This window comes from Streptomyces sp. NPDC001515, from assembly GCF_053597115.1.
In genome coordinates this window covers 170,219-185,820 of the sequence record NZ_JBSFHN010000017.1, presented here as the reverse complement: position 1 = coordinate 185,820, position 15,602 = coordinate 170,219, and the positions used below count along the sequence as shown (strand labels likewise).

Genomic DNA, 15,602 nt, shown 5'->3' with positions numbered 1-15,602 from the left:
CGCCCCGCGCGGGGGGCTGTTGGCCGCCCGGCTGGGGGGCGCCCGGCCTCTCGCGCCGCGCGGGGGGGGGGGGGCCGCGCCCCGCCGCGCCCGCGCCCCCCCCGCCGCCCCGGGGCCGTCAGTCGTCCAGGGCGTCGGCCACGTCGTTCCAGTCGACGAACTTGAAGTTCGTGTTGGTGCGGACCTCGCCGTCCTCCCCGATGCTGTCCGGGGCGTTGAAGCCGTCGTGCACCACCAGCAGGCCGTCCGGATACGCGTCGCCCAGCGGGGCGTTCAGCACCGCCGCGCCGTCGCACTCCTCGGAGCCGTCGATGGCCCCGGCGCCGGACCCGGGGGCGACCCGGAAATTGCCGACGTAGTCGTTGTCGTCCTCGCGCTCGTAGGCGACGAAGGTGTTGTCGCCCTGGCTGGAGGCGAGCAGATATCCCTCGCCGTCGTCCTCGCGGTAGATCGTCAGCCCCTCGACGTCGGCGGTGATGTGCTTGCCGCCGACCCCGGGGTCGGCCCCGGCGACGCATTCGTCGGCCACCGGGTCGTACGTCCCGGGGATGCCGAACTCCTTCACCTTGTCGACCATGCGGGGCGTTCCGGTGAGGTCGGCGCGCATCCGCCAGATGCCGACGTCCTCCTGTGCCGCGTAGAGGACGCCGCGCTCGGCGTCCACGACCATGCCCTCGACCTGCGGGGTGCGGCCGGGTTCGTCGCACGGGGTCCAGGTGACGCCGCCGCCGATGGCGAACGAGGCGGGCAGGTCCAGGGTCCGCACGCGCTGGTAGGTGACCGTCCCGGTCGCGGTGGCGGTCAGCTCCAGCAGCGCCAGGCGGGTGGTGTGGCGCTGGCTGGCGAGCGCGTAGTAGCGGCCGTTCGCGGCGTTGCGCCAGGTGGCGAGCCCGTAGGCGGTCCGCTGGTCGTCCACCTCGGCCTCGGTGGCGCTGAAGACCCGGGGTGCGGCGGGGTCGGTCAGGTCGGTGAGCGGCGCGTCCGGGTGGTGGCGGTCGATCCCGTAGATCCGCAGCCGGTCGCGTCCCCGGTCGGAGACGACGGCGATGTCGGTGCGGGTGCCCTTGACCGACAGGCCGGCCAGCAGGTCGACGTTGTTGTACCGGCCGGGCTCGTTGTCCGGGCCGGGTGCGGCGGGGGCGGGGATCGACTGGATCTCGTGCCCGTCGAGGTCGTGGACGCGCAGGCCGCCCTGCTTGGCCGTGCCGATGACGAGGCTGGCGTCGGGGTCCGCCGCGTTGAACCAGATGGCGGGGTCGTCCGCGTTGGCGTCGCCGCCGGCCGCGTCGTCGAAGAGGGCGGGCGTCTCGCTGACGGCGTGGACGGACGGGGTGCCTGCGGCGGCCACGGGGTGTGCCGGTGCCGCCAGCAGTGCGGCGATCGCCGCGGCCAGACCGACCGTGGTCAGACGTCTGGACAGGTGCATCGTGCCTCCCGGAAGTGGGTTGGGCGGTGCGGGATGGCCAGGACAGTACATAAGTATGTGCTGACATAAAAGGCTGCCGACGTAAAAGGGTCCGGACATGGGCCGGCGGGCCGCTCGCCAACGCCCCCGGATTTCCGGAGAGTTACATCAGCATGTCTTGACATAGTGAAGAAGGCGGGCGGAAGCTGCTCCCCAAGTCGCCCCGACCCGTTGCGGAGAAGGCCGACCCACCCAGGAGCAGCCCGGCTCCGCCGGGCCCACGCAGGAGGTCAGGCATTGTCCAGCAGTACGCGCCGCATCAGACCCACGCAACGACCGGTTCCGGGAATCGCCCTCGCGGCCCTGCTCGCCGTACTCGCCGGGGCGACGGCCTGCGCGCCGTCGAGCCGGCAGGGCGACGACGCGGCCGCCCCCGGAACCGCGGCCCCGTCCGCCGAGATCGACGACCCCGCCGACTTCGACCTGGACGCCCTGGTGGCCGCCGCGAAGAAGGAGGGCGCGATCACCGTCTACGACAGCTCGGGCGACATCACCAAGGTCGCCGAGGCGTTCACGGCGAAGTACGGCATCAAGGCGACGGGGGTGAAGAACAAGGTCGGCGACACCCTGGAGAAGATGACCAGGGAGGCGCAGGCCGACAACGTCACCATCGACATGACCCTGTACGAGGACGGCCCCAGCCTCGTCGGCGAGCTGCTGCCGCAGAAGGTCGTCCGCACCTGGATCCCCGCCGATCTGGCGGACGACGTCCCGGCGGCGAACCGCAGCCCGCTGCTCGTGCTCCAGAAGGCCAACGTCTGGGTGTACAACCCGAAGCTCTTCCCCGAAGGGTGCCCGGTCGACAACATCTGGGACCTCGTCGGACCCGAGTGGAAGGGCAAGGTCGCCCTCCAGGACCCGCTGGGCAAGCCGAACATCATCGAGTGGTTCAACCAGCTGTCCAACGGCGCCGACCAGGCGCTGCGTGACGCCCACCGGGCCGCGCACCCCGGCGAGGAGCTGAAGACCTCGCGGAAGACGGCGGCCGAGGAGTGGGTCGCCAGGCTGGCGGAGAACGATCCCGTCCTCACGTCCGCCGACGACGACGTGGCCGCCGCGGTGGCCTCCCCCAACCAGAAGCAGCCGCGCATCGGCCTGGTGTCCAACGCCAAGTTCCGGGACATCGAGGAGAAGCACTACGCGATGCGGGTCTGCGACACGCTCAAGCCCTGGAGCGGCTACCTCTACCCGAAGTACGGGGCGATCGCCACCAAGACCAAGCACCCCAACGCCGCCAAGCTCTTCACCCACTTCGTCCTCACCGCCGAGGGCATCGACCACGAGATGGGCGCGGGCGGCATCTCGGGCAGCACGGCGGTCCCGCAGGGGTCCTTCAGCCCGCCCGGACTGACCGACTGGAAGAAGGAGCTCTTCGCCTTCGACCCGAAGTACCTGGCGAAGGACTTCGCCGACACGGAGGCCATGCAGGACCTGTGGCGCCTCAGCCACAACTGACCGCGCCGCCCCCCGCCCCCCAGGGCCGTTCCTCCGGATCACGCCGGCTCCCGGGCGGGTCCGGACCGGCGGCCCCAGCCCCCTCCGGCCGGCCCGGCCTCCCCCCGACGGGCCGGCCGGACCCCGCACCCTCGATGGAGACCACCCATGGCCGTGGCCGACCCCGACTCCGCCCCCGCAGCCGATCCGCCCCGCCCGGACCCCGCCCCGGCCGGGAGGGGAGGCCCCGCCGGCGGCCGCTCCGGACGACTGAACCGCCTGCGCTACCGCGTGAACGTGCTCCGCCACGAACCGACGTACGTGGTGGGGGGCATCCTCGTCCTCCTGCTCCTCTACCTCGTCGTGGCCCCGCTCGTCGCGGTGCTCTCCGACGCCGCGCGCGTCCAGGTCGGCGACGACGGGAAGTCCGGCCAGTCCGTCGGCGCGCTCACCGGCTACTACCTGTGGCGCGTCTTCCGCTCGCCGGTCAGCGACATCCTCTTCTGGGAGCCGCTGCGCCACACCGTGGTCGTCGCCCTCGGCGTCACCCTGCTCGCGGTGCTCCTCGGCGCGACCGCCGCCTGGCTGCTCACCCGTACCGACGTCCCCGGCCGCAGATGGCTGTCGACGGCGCTGGTCGTCCCGTACATGCTGCCGTCCTGGACCTTCGCCCTGGCCTGGCTGGCCCTGTTCAAGAACGACAGCTCGGGCGGCCAGATCGGCCTGCTGGAGGCATGGGGCGTCCACACCCCCGACTGGCTCGCCTACGGCGCGGTGCCGATCATCATCTGCCTGGGGCTGCACTACTACCCCTTCGTCCTCCTGCTGTTCGGAAACGCGCTGCGCCGCATCGACAGCCAGCTGGAGGACTCGGCACGCGTCCTGGGCGCGAGGCGGCGCACGGTCCTCGGGCGGATCACCTTCCCCCTGATGCTGCCCGCCATGTCCTCCTCCGTCCTGCTGGTCTTCGGCCGCATCCTCGGCACGTTCGGCACGCCGTACATCCTCGGCCTCCCGGTCAACTACGAGCTGCTGTCCACCTCGCTGTTCCGCGCCGTCCACGACCACCAGCAGGGCGTCACCGCCGTGCTCGCGGGCGTCATCGTGGCGATCGGCATCGTCGTGATCGTCATCGACACCCGGCTGGTGCGCGAGCAGCGACGGTTCGTGACCGTCGGCGGCAAGGGCGCGATGGACCGGATCAGCCCGCTGGGCCGCTGGCGCCCCGTCGCGCTGGCCGTCGCGCTGACCATCTTCGCCGTGGCCGTGGTCATCCCCGTCGGGACCCTGGCCCTGTCCACCGTCACCAAGACGCCCGGGGTGTTCAGCGCCGACAACTTCACGCTGAAGTACTGGATCGGCGAGCACATCGCCGGCGCCCCCGGCTTCCCGCACGGCGTCCTGCGCGGCACCCAGCTGTGGGACGCGGCCTGGAACAGCCTGCGCATCGTCGGCCTCGCCTCGCTGATCTGCGGGGCGGTGGGGCTGCTGATCGGCTACGTCGTGGTCCGCGCGGGCAGCAGCCGCCTGGGCACCGCGCTCCGGCAGATCAGCTTCCTCCCGTACATGGTCCCCGGGATCGCCTTCGCCGCCGCGTTCCTCACCCTGTTCGCCGTGCGGCGCGGGCCCGTCCCCGCCCTGTACGGGTCCGTCACCCTGCTCGTCGTCGTCCTGGCCGTGACCCACCTCCCGTACTCCTCCCGGTCGGGCATCAGCGCGATGATGCAGCTCGGGCCGGAGCCGGAGGAGGCCGCGCAGGTGACGGGCGCCGGCTGGTTCACGCGGATGCGCAAGGTCGTGGTCCCCATCCAGCGCGGCGCGCTGGTGACCGGTGTGGTGCTCCCCTTCATCTCCGGGCTCAAGGAACTCAGCATCGTGATCATGCTGACCACCACCGGGACCCAGCTGCTCACCACGCTCTCGATCAATCTCGTCGACTACGCCTACGACCAGATGGCGAACGCGGTGGTGCTCGTCATCTCCCTGATCTCCTTCCTCGCCACCTACCTGACCCAGCGCCTGACCAAGACCAACCTGTCCTCGGGACTCGGAGGCTGATGCCATGCCCACCATTGCGCTCACCGCGGTGCGGAAGAGCTACGGCTCCCATCCCCCCGCCATCGACAACCTCGACCTGGAGATACCCGACGGCTCCTTCACCTGCCTGCTCGGCCCGTCCGGCTGCGGGAAGACCACCACGCTCCGCATGATCGCCGGTCTGGAGCACCTGGACGCCGGCACGATCGAGGTCGGCGGACGGGTCCGGGACAGCGTGGAGCAGGGGATCTTCGTCCCTCCCGAGGAACGCGGCATGGGTCTGGTCTTCCAGAACTACGCGCTGTGGCCGCATCTGACGGTCGCCAGGAACGTCGAGTTCGGGCTGCGGGTACGGAAGGTCCGCGCCGCCGAACGGGCCGAACGCACCCTGAAGGCGCTGAAGATGATGCAGATCGACTGGGCGGCCGACCGCTACCCCGCGCAGCTCTCCGGCGGTCAGCAGCAGCGCGTCTCGCTGGCCCGCATGCTGGTCGTCAACCCGGAGGTGCTGCTCCTGGACGAACCGCTCTCCAACCTGGACGCCCAACTGCGCCTCGAAATGCGGGCGGAACTGAAGCGTCTGCACGACGAGACGGGCCACACCATCGTCTTCGTCACGCACGACCAGCTGGAGGCCATGACGATGGCCACCCACGTCGTCGTCATGAACAAGGGAGAGGTGCAGCAGCTCGCACCCCCGCTGGAGGTCTACCACCGCCCCGCCAACACCTTCGTGGCGCAGTTCGTCGGCAGCCCCCCGATGAACCTCTTCGACGTGGGCACCGACGTCGACGGCCCGTTCCGCGGCGCCGTCCACGACCGGATCGTGGCCGAACGCCCCGAACTGAGCGGCAGACTGCGCACCGTCGGCGTACGCCCGGAGTCGCTGCGCATCGGCACCCGGCCGGACTCCGGCGGCCCGGCACCGGACGGGGTCCTGGAGTTCGACGCGACCGTCACCACCGTCCTGCCGACCGGGTCGAGCACCACGGTCTCGCTGAACGCCTCGGACACGGAGCTGTACCTGGTGTCGTTCCAGCAGGTGGCCGCCGCGCCCGGCGACACCGTGCGCTGCGCGGTCTCGCTGAGCGATCTGCACCTGTTCGACGGAGGCCAGGCACGCCTCCCGGACGCCCCCGCCGCTTCCGCGCACCCCGCCCCCCTGGCCGGCAAGGAGAAGACCGCACCGTGGACCAGCTGATCCGACCCACCGCCCTGCTGCTCGACTTCGGGGGCGTCGTCGTCGCCACCACCAACCGCCCCTCCTGGGCCGAGGAGCTGGCCGCCGAACTGCACCGGGACCTGGTGGCCGCGGGCTGCGACGCGCTGTCGACGGACGACATCGCCGGCGACCTCAGGGCGGCGGCCACCGCCGACGCGCACTGGAAGAACGCCATGTCCCGGCCGGCCGCTCCCGTCGAGATGACCGCCCACCGCTACTGGACGGAGTTCGTCGCCGCCGACTGGCCCCCGGCCGCCCTCGCCTTCGTCACCGCCCACGCCGCCGTGCTGTGCCGGCGCCAGGGCGAGCTGCGCCAGGACCGCGAGACCCGCTCGGGCATCGACGAACTCCTGGACACCGCCGACCGGTTCGGCATCCCCGTCGCGATCGTCTCCAACGCGCTGAGCGGGGCGGTGCACCGCGACTACCTGCGCGCGACCGGTCTGGACAAGCGGCTGGCCCTCCAGGTCTACAGCGACGAGGCGGGCGTGCGTAAGCCCAATCCGGAGATGATCCATCTCGCGGCCCGCGCCCTCGGCACGACCGCCGCCCACACCTGGTACGTGGGCGACCACTTCGACCGCGACGTCCTGTGCGGCCGGCGGGCCGGGGTCGGCGGCTGCGTGCTGATGGAGGCGCGCGGCACCTACGAGCGCCCGTACGCGGTCCGGGCCGAACCGGACGCCGTGGTCGCCGACCCCGACGGCCTGCGCGACCTCCTGACCGCCGCGTGCGAGACGCCGGGCGCCGCACGATGACCACCACCCCGCGCGAACACGGCGGCGGCGCGCCGCGCGCCCTGCTGCTGGACCACGGCGGCGTCCTGGTCCGGTCGGTCAAACGCCCCGAGCGCCTCCCCGCGTTCGCGGATCAGGTCCTCGCCCTGGCCGGCGGGCTGGCCGGCCTGGACCGGGACCGCGTCCTCCACGACATCCGCGCCGGCCGCGCCGCGTACAGCCGCTGGAAGGACGGCCACGCCCGCTCCGCCGCCCCGCGCGAGGTCACCCACCGCGAACTGTGGACGGAGTTCATCGCCGCGGACTGGCCAGAACCGGCGCGCGCCGCCGTGAGCGCCGAGGCGACCGGGCTGTGCCGGGCCCTGGTCGCCGCCGAGAGCGACAAGGTCCTCGTACCGGCCGTGGCGGAGGCCCTGCGGCTCTGCAAGGAGCACGGGGTCCGCACGGGCATCGTCAGCAACACCCTGGTGGGCGCGCTCAACCGGGAGCGGGCGGCGGCCGTGGGCGTCGCGGCCCACCTGGACGTGCAGGTCTACTCGGACGAGACGGGGCACCGCAAACCCGGCCCGGAACTCCTCCTGCTGGCCGCCCGCGCCCTGGACACCGACCCGGCGGACTGCTGGTACGTGGGCGACAACTACGACCGGGACGTGCTGTGCGGGGTCCGCGCGGGCGTCGGCCGCACGATTCTGATGCGCCCGAGGGACCGCCTCGACCCCGATGCCCGCCCCCGGCCCGACACCGTCGTCCACGACGGCGAGGGGCTTCTGGAACTCCTGCGCACCGCGCTGACCGGGCCCGCCGCGGCCGACCGAGAGGAACACCCGTGAACGAGACCGACGAGACCGTGGCACTCTCCGCCCATCTGCGCAGCGTGGCGGTGGAGGCCGCGCTCGCCGTCGCCCCCGACCTGCGCACGGCCTTCCGGGGCCGGATGGACGTCGAGTTCAAGCGCGACGAGCACGACCCCGTGACGGAGCACGACCGGCGCGCCGAGGAACGCATCCGAGAGGCCCTGCTCGGCAAGGTGCCCGACAGCACGGTCATCGGCGAGGAGGGCGGGCGCCGCGACGGCGGCGGCCGGGTCTCCTGGTACGTCGACCCGATCGACGGCACGGCGAACTTCGCCCACGGACTGGCCTTCTTCTGCACGGCGATCGGGGCGGTGGTGGACGGCCGCCCGGTCGCCGCCGCCGTGGTCGACCCGATCGCGGGCCACGTCTTCTCCGCCGATCTCTCCGGCGCCCGGCTCGGGGACCGCCCGCTGGTGTCGGCCGGGACCGGGGACGAGTCCCACGCGCTCCTCATCACCGGCTTCCCCAACAGCAGGGAACTCGCCTCCGGCGACCCCGAGTCGCCCCGGCGGTTCGCCGAGCTGGTCTCCCGCTACGGCACCGTCCGCCGCACCGGCAGCGCCGCGCTGACGCTCGCGCACGTGGCGGCGGGCTGGTGCGACGCCGCCCTCGGCACGACCGTCAACGCGTGGGACATCTGCGCCGCCCATCTGCTCGTCGGCCGGGCGGGCGGGACCTACGTCCCGTTCGGCGGTGAACCCGGCTGGGACCAGCCGTGCTACCTGGCGCACACCCGCGACCTGGAGCCGCACGCCCTGCGCGCGTTCGTCTCCTGGTACACCGCCCGCGCCGCCGGGACGCCCCGATGACCCTCTCCGCCCCGCCCGCCGCCCGGCTGAGCCACCCGTGGATCGTCACCGACCTGGACGGCACCCTCGTCGACCGGGACCTCCGCCTCGTCCCCCGGAGCGTCGCGGCTCTGCGCCGCTTCCGGGACCGGGGCGGCACCGTCTTCATCGCGACCGGCCGCACCGAGGAGTCCGCCGCCCCGTACCACCGCGAACTGGGCCTGGACACCCCGATGATCCTCTGCAACGGCGCCCGCATCACCGACCCGCGCACCGGGGACCATCTGCTGGACCTGGACCTGGGCCCCGTCTGGCCCCGCCTCCGGGACCTGGTTCTGCCCGCGCTCCCCGAGGGGGTGGGCGCGGTCGGCTTCAGCGGCGGCGACGCCCGCGTCCTGCGCGCCGCCCCCGCGCTGGCGGACTACGCCCGCCGCGACCGCATCGCCCTGCTCACCGCCCCGCCGGAGCGCGCGCCCGTCAAGGTGATGCTGATCTCCGACGGCCGGAGTCCCGCCCTGCTGGCCGCCCTGGTGAGCCCCCACTGCCCGGACGCCCTCCTCGTCCAGTCGGAGGACACGTATCTGGAGATCCTCCCGCCCGGCGCCGGCAAGGACGCCGCGCTGCGGGTGCTGACCGCCCGGTACGGCGTGGACACCTCCCGGGTCGCCGCCATCGGGGACAACCCGAACGACACCGCCATGATCCGTCTCGCCGGCCTCGGCGCGGCGGTCGGCGACGGCCACCCGCACGTACGGGAGGCCGCGGACATCGTGGTCGCCCCCTGTTCCGAGGGCGCGGTGGCCGATCTGGTGGACCGCATCCTGGGCGGCGACCGGTCGGCGTGACGGGGGGGCGGGCCCCCGCCCCCCTCACCGCTCCGTGTGCCCCACCGCTTCCACGCGCCGGGCCAGCGCCTCGTTCATCGCACGGAACTGCGGAAGCGTGTCGGACCTGAGCTTCCCGGCGGCGAACGGCACGGCCACGCCGGTGAAGCTCTCGCTCTGGGTGAGGCGGACGCGGTGGTCGCCGATCTCCTCGATCACGAAGCGGTGTTCCCCGTCCCCGATCCAGCCGGGCCCGATCTTCCCGAGCCAGCGCAGTTCCCGTCCCGGTTCGACGGCCAGGACCTCCGGGCTGAAGACGGAGTCGCCGGTCCGGTCGCGCATGACGTTGCGCAGGGTGGCCCCCTCTTCGAGCCTGCCGCCGGCGGAGGTGACCCGCGAGGAGACGAGGAACGGGTTCCAGTCCGGATAGGCGGGGAGGTCGGTGAGCACCTTCCAGACCTCGTCCGGGGATGCCTCGATCTCGATGGAGGCGGTGAGACGGACGGGGTCGTTCACCGTCCAGGTGGTGTACCCCGCGAGGAGCACCACGAACGCGACACCGCTCCAAAGGAGCCGCCGGCGGCGCCGGCGCGGACGGGCGGGGCGGGGATCGGGTCCGGGTCCGGGTCCGGACCCGGCTTCCGCCGCGAGGGGTGTGGGCGTCGGGTCAAGGTCTGCGGTCATGGTGCTTCCTCTCGTCGTGAAGGGAGGCGGAGCACGCACCCGGGCTCTCCGGACGCGGTGGTTCGGGCGGAGCGGTTTCAGGCGGACACGGGTTCAGGCGGACGCGCCCCGCAGGACGCTCGCCACCAGCAGTTCGACGTACGGGGGATCGAGGGGCTGCCCGGTGACGAGCAGCCGGTAGTACAGCGCGCCGGCCAGTTGGTCGAAGACCACGTCGGGCCGTACGTCGGGCCTCAACTCGCCGTTCTCCCTGGCCTCTTCGAGGAGCCGGAGCACGAGCGCGTTGCGCCGGACGAAGAGCTCGTGCACGGCCGCCCCGATGTCCGCGTGCCGGGCCGCCGCCGCGGCCACCTCCGCGACCAGCCCGGCGGACCGGTCACCGGACCCCTCCGGGCGCCCCGCGAGCCGCATCCGGTGCAGCCCGTCGACGATCGCGTTGAGGTAGCGGACGAGATCGGCGCGCACGTCCCCCCGGTAGACGACGGGCACCTCGTCCTGCAACCGGGCGACGATCGCGACCACGAGATGGTCCTTCGTCGGCCACCGCCGGTAGAGCGTGGTCTTGGCGACCCCCGCCCGCACCGCCACCTCGTCCACCGAGAAGCGGTCGTACCCCCGTTCGAGCAGCAACGCCAACGCGGCCTCCACAATCCGCCGGTCCGCCGCCTCACTACGCGGCCGCCCGCGCCGTGCCCCCGACTCCATGCGCCACCCCTTTTCCGCTACGACCGTTTCGTAAATGAGCCTAGCGGTGGGCACACCTTTACGCAACGGCCGTAGCGAATAACCGGGTTGTCGTACGCCACGCGAGGGCGGGACCTCCGCCGACTCCGGGCCTTTCGTTTGGGTACGCGCACAGCCGTTCGTGAGTACGTCTACTCAGTCGGCGGGCGCGGCCCGGCGGCGAGAGTGAAGGCCGACCGAACGACTGGGAGTTGACCATGACCACCGCCTTCACCCTCCGCCCCGCGCCCGCCCTCCGGCGGCGGGTCCGTCTCGCCGCTGCCGTGTTCGCGGGGGCGGCGGCCCTGGTGACCGTGACCGGGTGCGCCGGTCTGGAGTACAGCGAGGCGGTGTGCGGCGACGGGGAGTACCCCGTGCTGTACACGGGGAGTACGGGGTCGGCGTGCGTGCCGGACGGGGAGGAGCCGCCGGTGGGGTACAGCCGGTATCCGGAGGGCAAGGTGCCGAAGAAGGTCGACGACACGTGGGACGTGTACTGGAACACCCACACGCTCGACAAGAACGGCAGGATCATCGACGCGGAGTGAGCGGTCCCGGCCGGCCGCCGGGGTTGCGGGTCGGCTCAGCCGAGGACGAACGGCAGCCGGGCGGCGAGGGGGCCCAGGGCGTCGCGTTCCCGTGGGGTCGGGGTGCGGCGGCCGGTGCCGATGAGCAGGGCGTCCTGGTCGGAGAAGGGCGCGGGGAAGGGCGTACCGGCGATGGCTTCCAGGAGGCGGCGGGCCTCGGCCAGGCTTTCGGGGGGCGGGGGCGCGAGGCCGGAGAGGTGGGCGGCGAGGTCCAGGTGGTGGAGGGTCCATTCGAGGACGTACGCGGTGAGGTAGTCCGCCACCGTGAGGACCTGGCCCTGGGTGCCGACGCGGGCCGCCGGGTCCGCGAGGGCGGCGGCCCGGCCCGCGGCGGCGCCGACGTCGTCGAGGTGGAAGGTGAGCAGCGCCGGGTCCTCGTACGCCGCCGCGAGCCGCACGGTCAGCGCGTCGAGCGGGTCGTCGCCGGTGGGCGGGGTGGCGGACACCTCCCAGTAGGTCACCGCGTCGCGGGTCGGGGGCGCGTCGGCGGGGGTGGCGAGGGTGATCAGGACGTCCTGGGCGTCGATGACCAGATGGCACACGAGATCGCGTACGAGCCAGCCGGAACAGCCGGAGGGCCGGGCGAAGTCCTCGTGCGGAAGACCGGCGACCGCCGCGCGCAGGGCGGCCCAGGAGCGGTTGAAGAGGTCCACTCCGGCACGCTAACAGCTCAGGCGGGTGCGGGGTCCGCCGTCCTCGGCGTCAGCGCGAACACCAGCCAGGCCAGTGCGCACAGTCCGCCCGACAGGGCCAGGGACCAGCCCGTTCCGGCGTGCGTGGCCGCCCCCATGAGGGCCACGCCGAGGGTCGCCCCGACCTGGCGGACGGCGTTCAGCAGGCCGCCGACGGAGCCCGCCGTGCCGGGCGGCGCGGCGGCGATGACGGCGGCGACGAGGGCCGGGAGGACGAACGAGATGCCGAAGCCGGTGAGGAGCAGGCCCGCCGCGAGCCAGAGGTAGGGAGCCTCGGCGAGAACAGCGGCGGCGAGCACGGCCCCTCCGGCGGCGAGCAGGGCGAGGCCCGTGAGGATCGGGGTGCGGGGGCCGCTGCGGGCGACGATCCTGCCGGTCAGCGGCGGGTTCGCGGCGAACGGCACGGTGAGCGGGAGGAAGGCCAGTCCGGTCTCCAGGGCGGTCAGGTGCCGTTCCCGGTGCAGGAGCAGCGGCAGGACGAACAGGGCACCGGCGAGCGCGAAGTTGGTGACGGCCCCTGCCAGGAGCCCGGCGCGTACGGGTGCGGAGCGCAGCAGTGCGCGGTTCAGGACGGGGGCTGCGCTGCGCCGCTCCAGCACTGTGAAGACGGCGACCGCGAGGCCGAGTCCGCAGGCCGCCGCCGCGGTGTGGGTCCGGGCGCCGGACCCCGCCGCGATCAGGGCGTCCGTGAGCAGGGCCAGGACCGCGACGGCCGCCGCCTGGGCGGGCCAGTCGATACGGGTGCCGCCGCGCGGACCCCGTATCGAGCCCCCGTGGACCAGGGCCAGGACGAGCAGACCGAGCGGCACGTTGACCAGGAAGACCGCCCGCCATCCGGCGGCCCCGACGAGGGCGCCGCCCACGATCGGACCCGCCGCCACCGCCGCACCGCTCACGGCCGCCCAGACGGAGATCGCACGGGCCCTGCGCGCGGGCTGCGGATACAGACGGGCGATCAGGGCCATCGAGGCGGGCACGCAGGCGGCCGCCGCCGCCCCGGAGACCGCCCGCAGCACGAGCAGCGCCGCCAGGTTCGGCGCCACGGAACCGAGCAGCGAGGCCCCGGCGAACAGGGCCGTCCCCGCCCGGAACAGCCGCTCGGCCCCGTACCGGTCGGCCGCCGCCCCGGCCGACAGCAGCAGGGCGGCGAAGACCACGGTGTACCCGGTGGTGGCCCATTGCAGTCCCGCCGTCGACGCCCGCAGGGACGCGGCGAGGTCGGGTTCGGCGACGGACAGCACGGTGGTGTCGAGCAGCACCATGAAGTAGCCCAGCGAGATCCCGGCCAGCGCGACGGCACGGCGGGCGGGGGTGGGAGCCGGGGCAGGGGCGGGGGCGGCGGGGGCCTCGGCGACGCCGCCCGGTGGCACAACGGCCTCGGCGGGAACGGCACTTCCGTGCGCGGATCGTTCGGACATGGCGCCCAGCCTCGGGCCGGCCGGATGCGCCGCTCCACCGGTACGCCCGCACACCGCATTCGGAATTTCCGTACGAGCGCCGCGTGTTGGGGCGTACGTGGACCTCCGCCAGCTCGCCACCTTCGAAGCCGTGCTCCGGCACCGCACCGTCACGGACGCCGCCGTGGCGCTGGGCCTCGCGCCCTCCTCCGTATCGCAGCAGATCCGTACGCTCGAAGCGTCCCTCGGGGTGGCCCTGTTCGCTCGGGGGCCGCGCGGGATGGAGCCGACGGACGCCGGGGAGCGGCTGCGCGGCTGGGCGCGGACGCTGCTCGACACGGCCGAGCGGGCGGCGCGCGAGGTGCGCGGCGAGCCGGCGCGGCTGCGGCTCGGGGCGCTGGAGACGCTGGCGGGTTCGCACGTGCCGCTCGTCCTGTCCCGGCTGGCGGCGCGACGCCCCGATCTGGTGGTGGACGTGCGCTCCGACCGCACGCGGCAGGGGCTGTTCACCGATGTGGCGGACGGGCGGCTCGACGCGGCGCTGCTGCTGGACGCGGGGGACGCGATCGGCGGGCTCGGTTTCCCGGCCCCGGCCGGCCCGCTCGCCTTCCTCGACCTCGACCCCGTGCCGCTGGCCCTCGTCGCCGCCCCGGACCACCCGCTGGCCGGCCGGGCCGCCCTCTCCCCCGCCGACCTCGACGGGCAACCGCTCCTGGTCAACGTCCCCGAGTGCTCCTTCTGGCTGGCCGGCCTCCACCTCCTCGGCACCGGCCCCCGCCGCGTCCGCGCCGGCGGGGTCCCCGTGATGCGCGCCTGGGCCGAACACGGCCTCGGCGTGACCCTGTTGCCGCACTTCGCCGTCGCCGACAGCCTCCGCGCCGGCACCCTCGCGCCCCTCGCCCTCCCCGTACCCGACCTCAGCCTCCGCCTGGTCTGGCACCGCGACCGCGAGACGGACACGGAACTGCGCGACGTCCTCTACGCGGCGGCGGCGGCCGGCACCTGAGGAGACTCCGGACGCCGACGCAGCGGTCGCGACCCGGACCGTACGGCATCACGCCACGCGCGAAAGGGAGTTGGGCCGGGATCACGACCCGGCCAAAGTCTCCCGTACGCCCCCGCGCGACGCCCTTCCACGGCACAGTGGGACGCGGCGGGGACGCACGCGCGACGCGCCTCCCGGGAAGCGGCCGTGCCGGAAACGACGGCAGGGGCCGGGAACGACGGCAGGGAGAAGGGACGCGCATGCGGGCGGCGGAGCTGGCGACGGCGGCGGTGGGAGTGGTGACCGGTGGGACCCCGGTCCCCGCCGAGCGGAAGGAGGCGGTCCAGGAGCTGGTCTGGGGCCGTCTCGGGCGCACCACGCTGGGCGCGTCGGCGCTGGCCCGGCTGCACGAGCGCCCCGGCGAGGGCTCGGCGTCCATCGTGGCCTCGGTGCTCACCGACGAGCTGCGGGCGGATCCCGTCTTCGCGGACGCGCTGGCCAGGAGCCTCGGCGCCCCTGCCGGTGCCGGCGTCCCCGGTACGGGTACTTCCGGTGCCGGCGTCTCCGGTACGGGCACTTCCGGTGCCGGCGTCTCCGGTACGGGCACTTCCGGTGCCGGCGCCCCCGGTACGGACGCGTCCGGTGCCGTCCCCGCCGAGCCGGTCCCCACCGAGGCCGCGCCTCCGGGCGCCGCGCCGGACCGGGATGCCACGGCGCCCCGGGCCTCCACGCCGCCCCGGGCGTCCACGCCTCAGCCGGACCGGACCGCCCCGGGTCCGTACGCGGACGTGCCGCCCGTGCCACCCATGCCGGGCGTGACGCCGCCCGTGCGTCGGTACCCTGCGGCGGCACCGCCTCCGGAGGCCCCGGACGCGGCGGACGTACGGAAGATCCTGCTGCTCGGCATCCCTCAGCTCATCGTGATGTCCATCCTTCCCGCCATCTTCAGCGAGAACCATGCCGGACCCGGCATCGGATACCTCCTCATGCTCGTCTCCGCCGGACTCGCGGGGTACGGCCTGTATCTCGGCGCCGAACTGCTCCGGCGTAACGTCCGCAGCGGGGTCCTCGTGACGGCGGTGGTGCTCTGCGGGCTGGTACTGCTCCGACTGCTGCTCGCCCTGGTGGTCGGGTGAACCGGGTCTCCTGAGACGCCGGCGCCCCACACCGGTG

At 73.8% G+C, this 15,602-nt stretch carries 15 protein-coding genes; 10 read left to right on the top strand and 5 right to left on the bottom strand.

The window, feature by feature from the left end:
- Nucleotides 1–118 precede the first annotated feature (118 nt).
- The gene (locus ACWCXC_RS19910; protein WP_450681636.1) at nt 119–1,426 is read right to left on the bottom strand and encodes a phytase; all 1,308 of its coding nucleotides are present in this window, start codon (nt 1,424–1,426) and stop codon (nt 119–121) included.
- Nucleotides 1,427–1,702: 276 nt separating this feature from the next.
- Here ACWCXC_RS19910 and ACWCXC_RS19905 point away from each other — a divergent pair, with 276 nt between their 5' ends.
- The 7 genes from ACWCXC_RS19905 to ACWCXC_RS19875 all read left to right on the top strand — a co-directional run bounded on the left by ACWCXC_RS19905 (nt 1,703) and on the right by ACWCXC_RS19875 (nt 9,382).
- Nucleotides 1,703–2,920: an ABC transporter substrate-binding protein gene (locus tag ACWCXC_RS19905; protein ID WP_450681635.1), complete on the top strand. Its 1,218-nt coding sequence runs from the start codon at nt 1,703–1,705 to the stop codon at nt 2,918–2,920.
- A gap of 147 nt (nt 2,921–3,067) precedes the next feature.
- Entirely contained in the window at nt 3,068–4,957 is a 1,890-nt protein-coding gene (locus ACWCXC_RS19900) for an ABC transporter permease (RefSeq protein ID WP_450890097.1), read from the top strand.
- A gap of 4 nt (nt 4,958–4,961) precedes the next feature.
- On the top strand, nt 4,962–6,137 hold the full coding sequence (locus tag ACWCXC_RS19895; protein ID WP_450681633.1) for an ABC transporter ATP-binding protein: 1,176 nt from the start codon (nt 4,962–4,964) through the stop codon (nt 6,135–6,137).
- Nucleotides 6,125–6,916, top strand: a complete 792-nt coding sequence (locus tag ACWCXC_RS19890) for an HAD family hydrolase (RefSeq protein ID WP_450681632.1) — start codon at nt 6,125–6,127, stop codon at nt 6,914–6,916. The genes ACWCXC_RS19895 and ACWCXC_RS19890 overlap by 13 nt, the downstream gene beginning before the upstream one ends.
- Nucleotides 6,913–7,725 carry an HAD family hydrolase gene (locus ACWCXC_RS19885; RefSeq protein WP_450681631.1) on the top strand — a complete coding sequence of 271 codons (813 nt, stop codon included), beginning with the start codon at nt 6,913–6,915 and terminating at the stop codon, nt 7,723–7,725. Before ACWCXC_RS19890 ends, ACWCXC_RS19885 begins: the two co-directional genes overlap by 4 nt.
- Nucleotides 7,722–8,558 (top strand): inositol monophosphatase family protein, encoded by an 837-nt coding sequence (locus ACWCXC_RS19880; protein WP_450681630.1) that lies wholly within the window; start codon nt 7,722–7,724, stop codon nt 8,556–8,558. Before ACWCXC_RS19885 ends, ACWCXC_RS19880 begins: the two co-directional genes overlap by 4 nt.
- The gene (locus ACWCXC_RS19875) at nt 8,555–9,382 is read left to right on the top strand and encodes an HAD hydrolase family protein (RefSeq protein WP_450890096.1); all 828 of its coding nucleotides are present in this window, start codon (nt 8,555–8,557) and stop codon (nt 9,380–9,382) included. The genes ACWCXC_RS19880 and ACWCXC_RS19875 overlap by 4 nt, the downstream gene beginning before the upstream one ends.
- A gap of 24 nt (nt 9,383–9,406) precedes the next feature.
- Here the strand turns inward: ACWCXC_RS19875 and ACWCXC_RS19870 are convergent, their stop codons facing one another.
- Together ACWCXC_RS19870 and ACWCXC_RS19865 are read right to left on the bottom strand one after the other, a co-directional pair.
- Nucleotides 9,407–10,045, bottom strand: a complete 639-nt coding sequence (locus tag ACWCXC_RS19870; RefSeq protein ID WP_450890095.1) for an SRPBCC family protein — start codon at nt 10,043–10,045, stop codon at nt 9,407–9,409.
- A gap of 93 nt (nt 10,046–10,138) precedes the next feature.
- Nucleotides 10,139–10,750 carry a TetR/AcrR family transcriptional regulator gene (locus ACWCXC_RS19865; protein WP_450890094.1) on the bottom strand — a complete coding sequence of 204 codons (612 nt, stop codon included), beginning with the start codon at nt 10,748–10,750 and terminating at the stop codon, nt 10,139–10,141.
- A 236-nt stretch (nt 10,751–10,986) separates the two neighbouring features.
- Here ACWCXC_RS19865 and ACWCXC_RS19860 point away from each other — a divergent pair, with 236 nt between their 5' ends.
- On the top strand, nt 10,987–11,316 hold the full coding sequence (locus ACWCXC_RS19860) for an SCO0607 family lipoprotein (RefSeq protein ID WP_450890093.1): 330 nt from the start codon (nt 10,987–10,989) through the stop codon (nt 11,314–11,316).
- A 35-nt stretch (nt 11,317–11,351) separates the two neighbouring features.
- Here the strand turns inward: ACWCXC_RS19860 and ACWCXC_RS19855 are convergent, their stop codons facing one another.
- Nucleotides 11,352–12,008 (bottom strand): maleylpyruvate isomerase N-terminal domain-containing protein, encoded by a 657-nt coding sequence (locus ACWCXC_RS19855; protein ID WP_450890092.1) that lies wholly within the window; start codon nt 12,006–12,008, stop codon nt 11,352–11,354.
- A gap of 17 nt (nt 12,009–12,025) precedes the next feature.
- Nucleotides 12,026–13,465: an MFS transporter gene (locus ACWCXC_RS19850; protein WP_450890091.1), complete on the bottom strand. Its 1,440-nt coding sequence runs from the start codon at nt 13,463–13,465 to the stop codon at nt 12,026–12,028.
- A gap of 97 nt (nt 13,466–13,562) precedes the next feature.
- On the opposite strand from ACWCXC_RS19850, the gene ACWCXC_RS19845 reads away from it, so the two are divergent.
- Together ACWCXC_RS19845 and ACWCXC_RS19840 are read left to right on the top strand one after the other, a co-directional pair.
- Entirely contained in the window at nt 13,563–14,450 is an 888-nt protein-coding gene (locus tag ACWCXC_RS19845; RefSeq protein ID WP_450890090.1) for a LysR family transcriptional regulator, read from the top strand.
- Nucleotides 14,451–14,689: 239 nt separating this feature from the next.
- A complete protein-coding gene (locus ACWCXC_RS19840) occupies nt 14,690–15,565 on the top strand; it encodes a hypothetical protein (RefSeq protein WP_450890089.1) in 876 nt (291 codons plus the stop codon).
- Nucleotides 15,566–15,602: the final 37 nt, after the last annotated feature.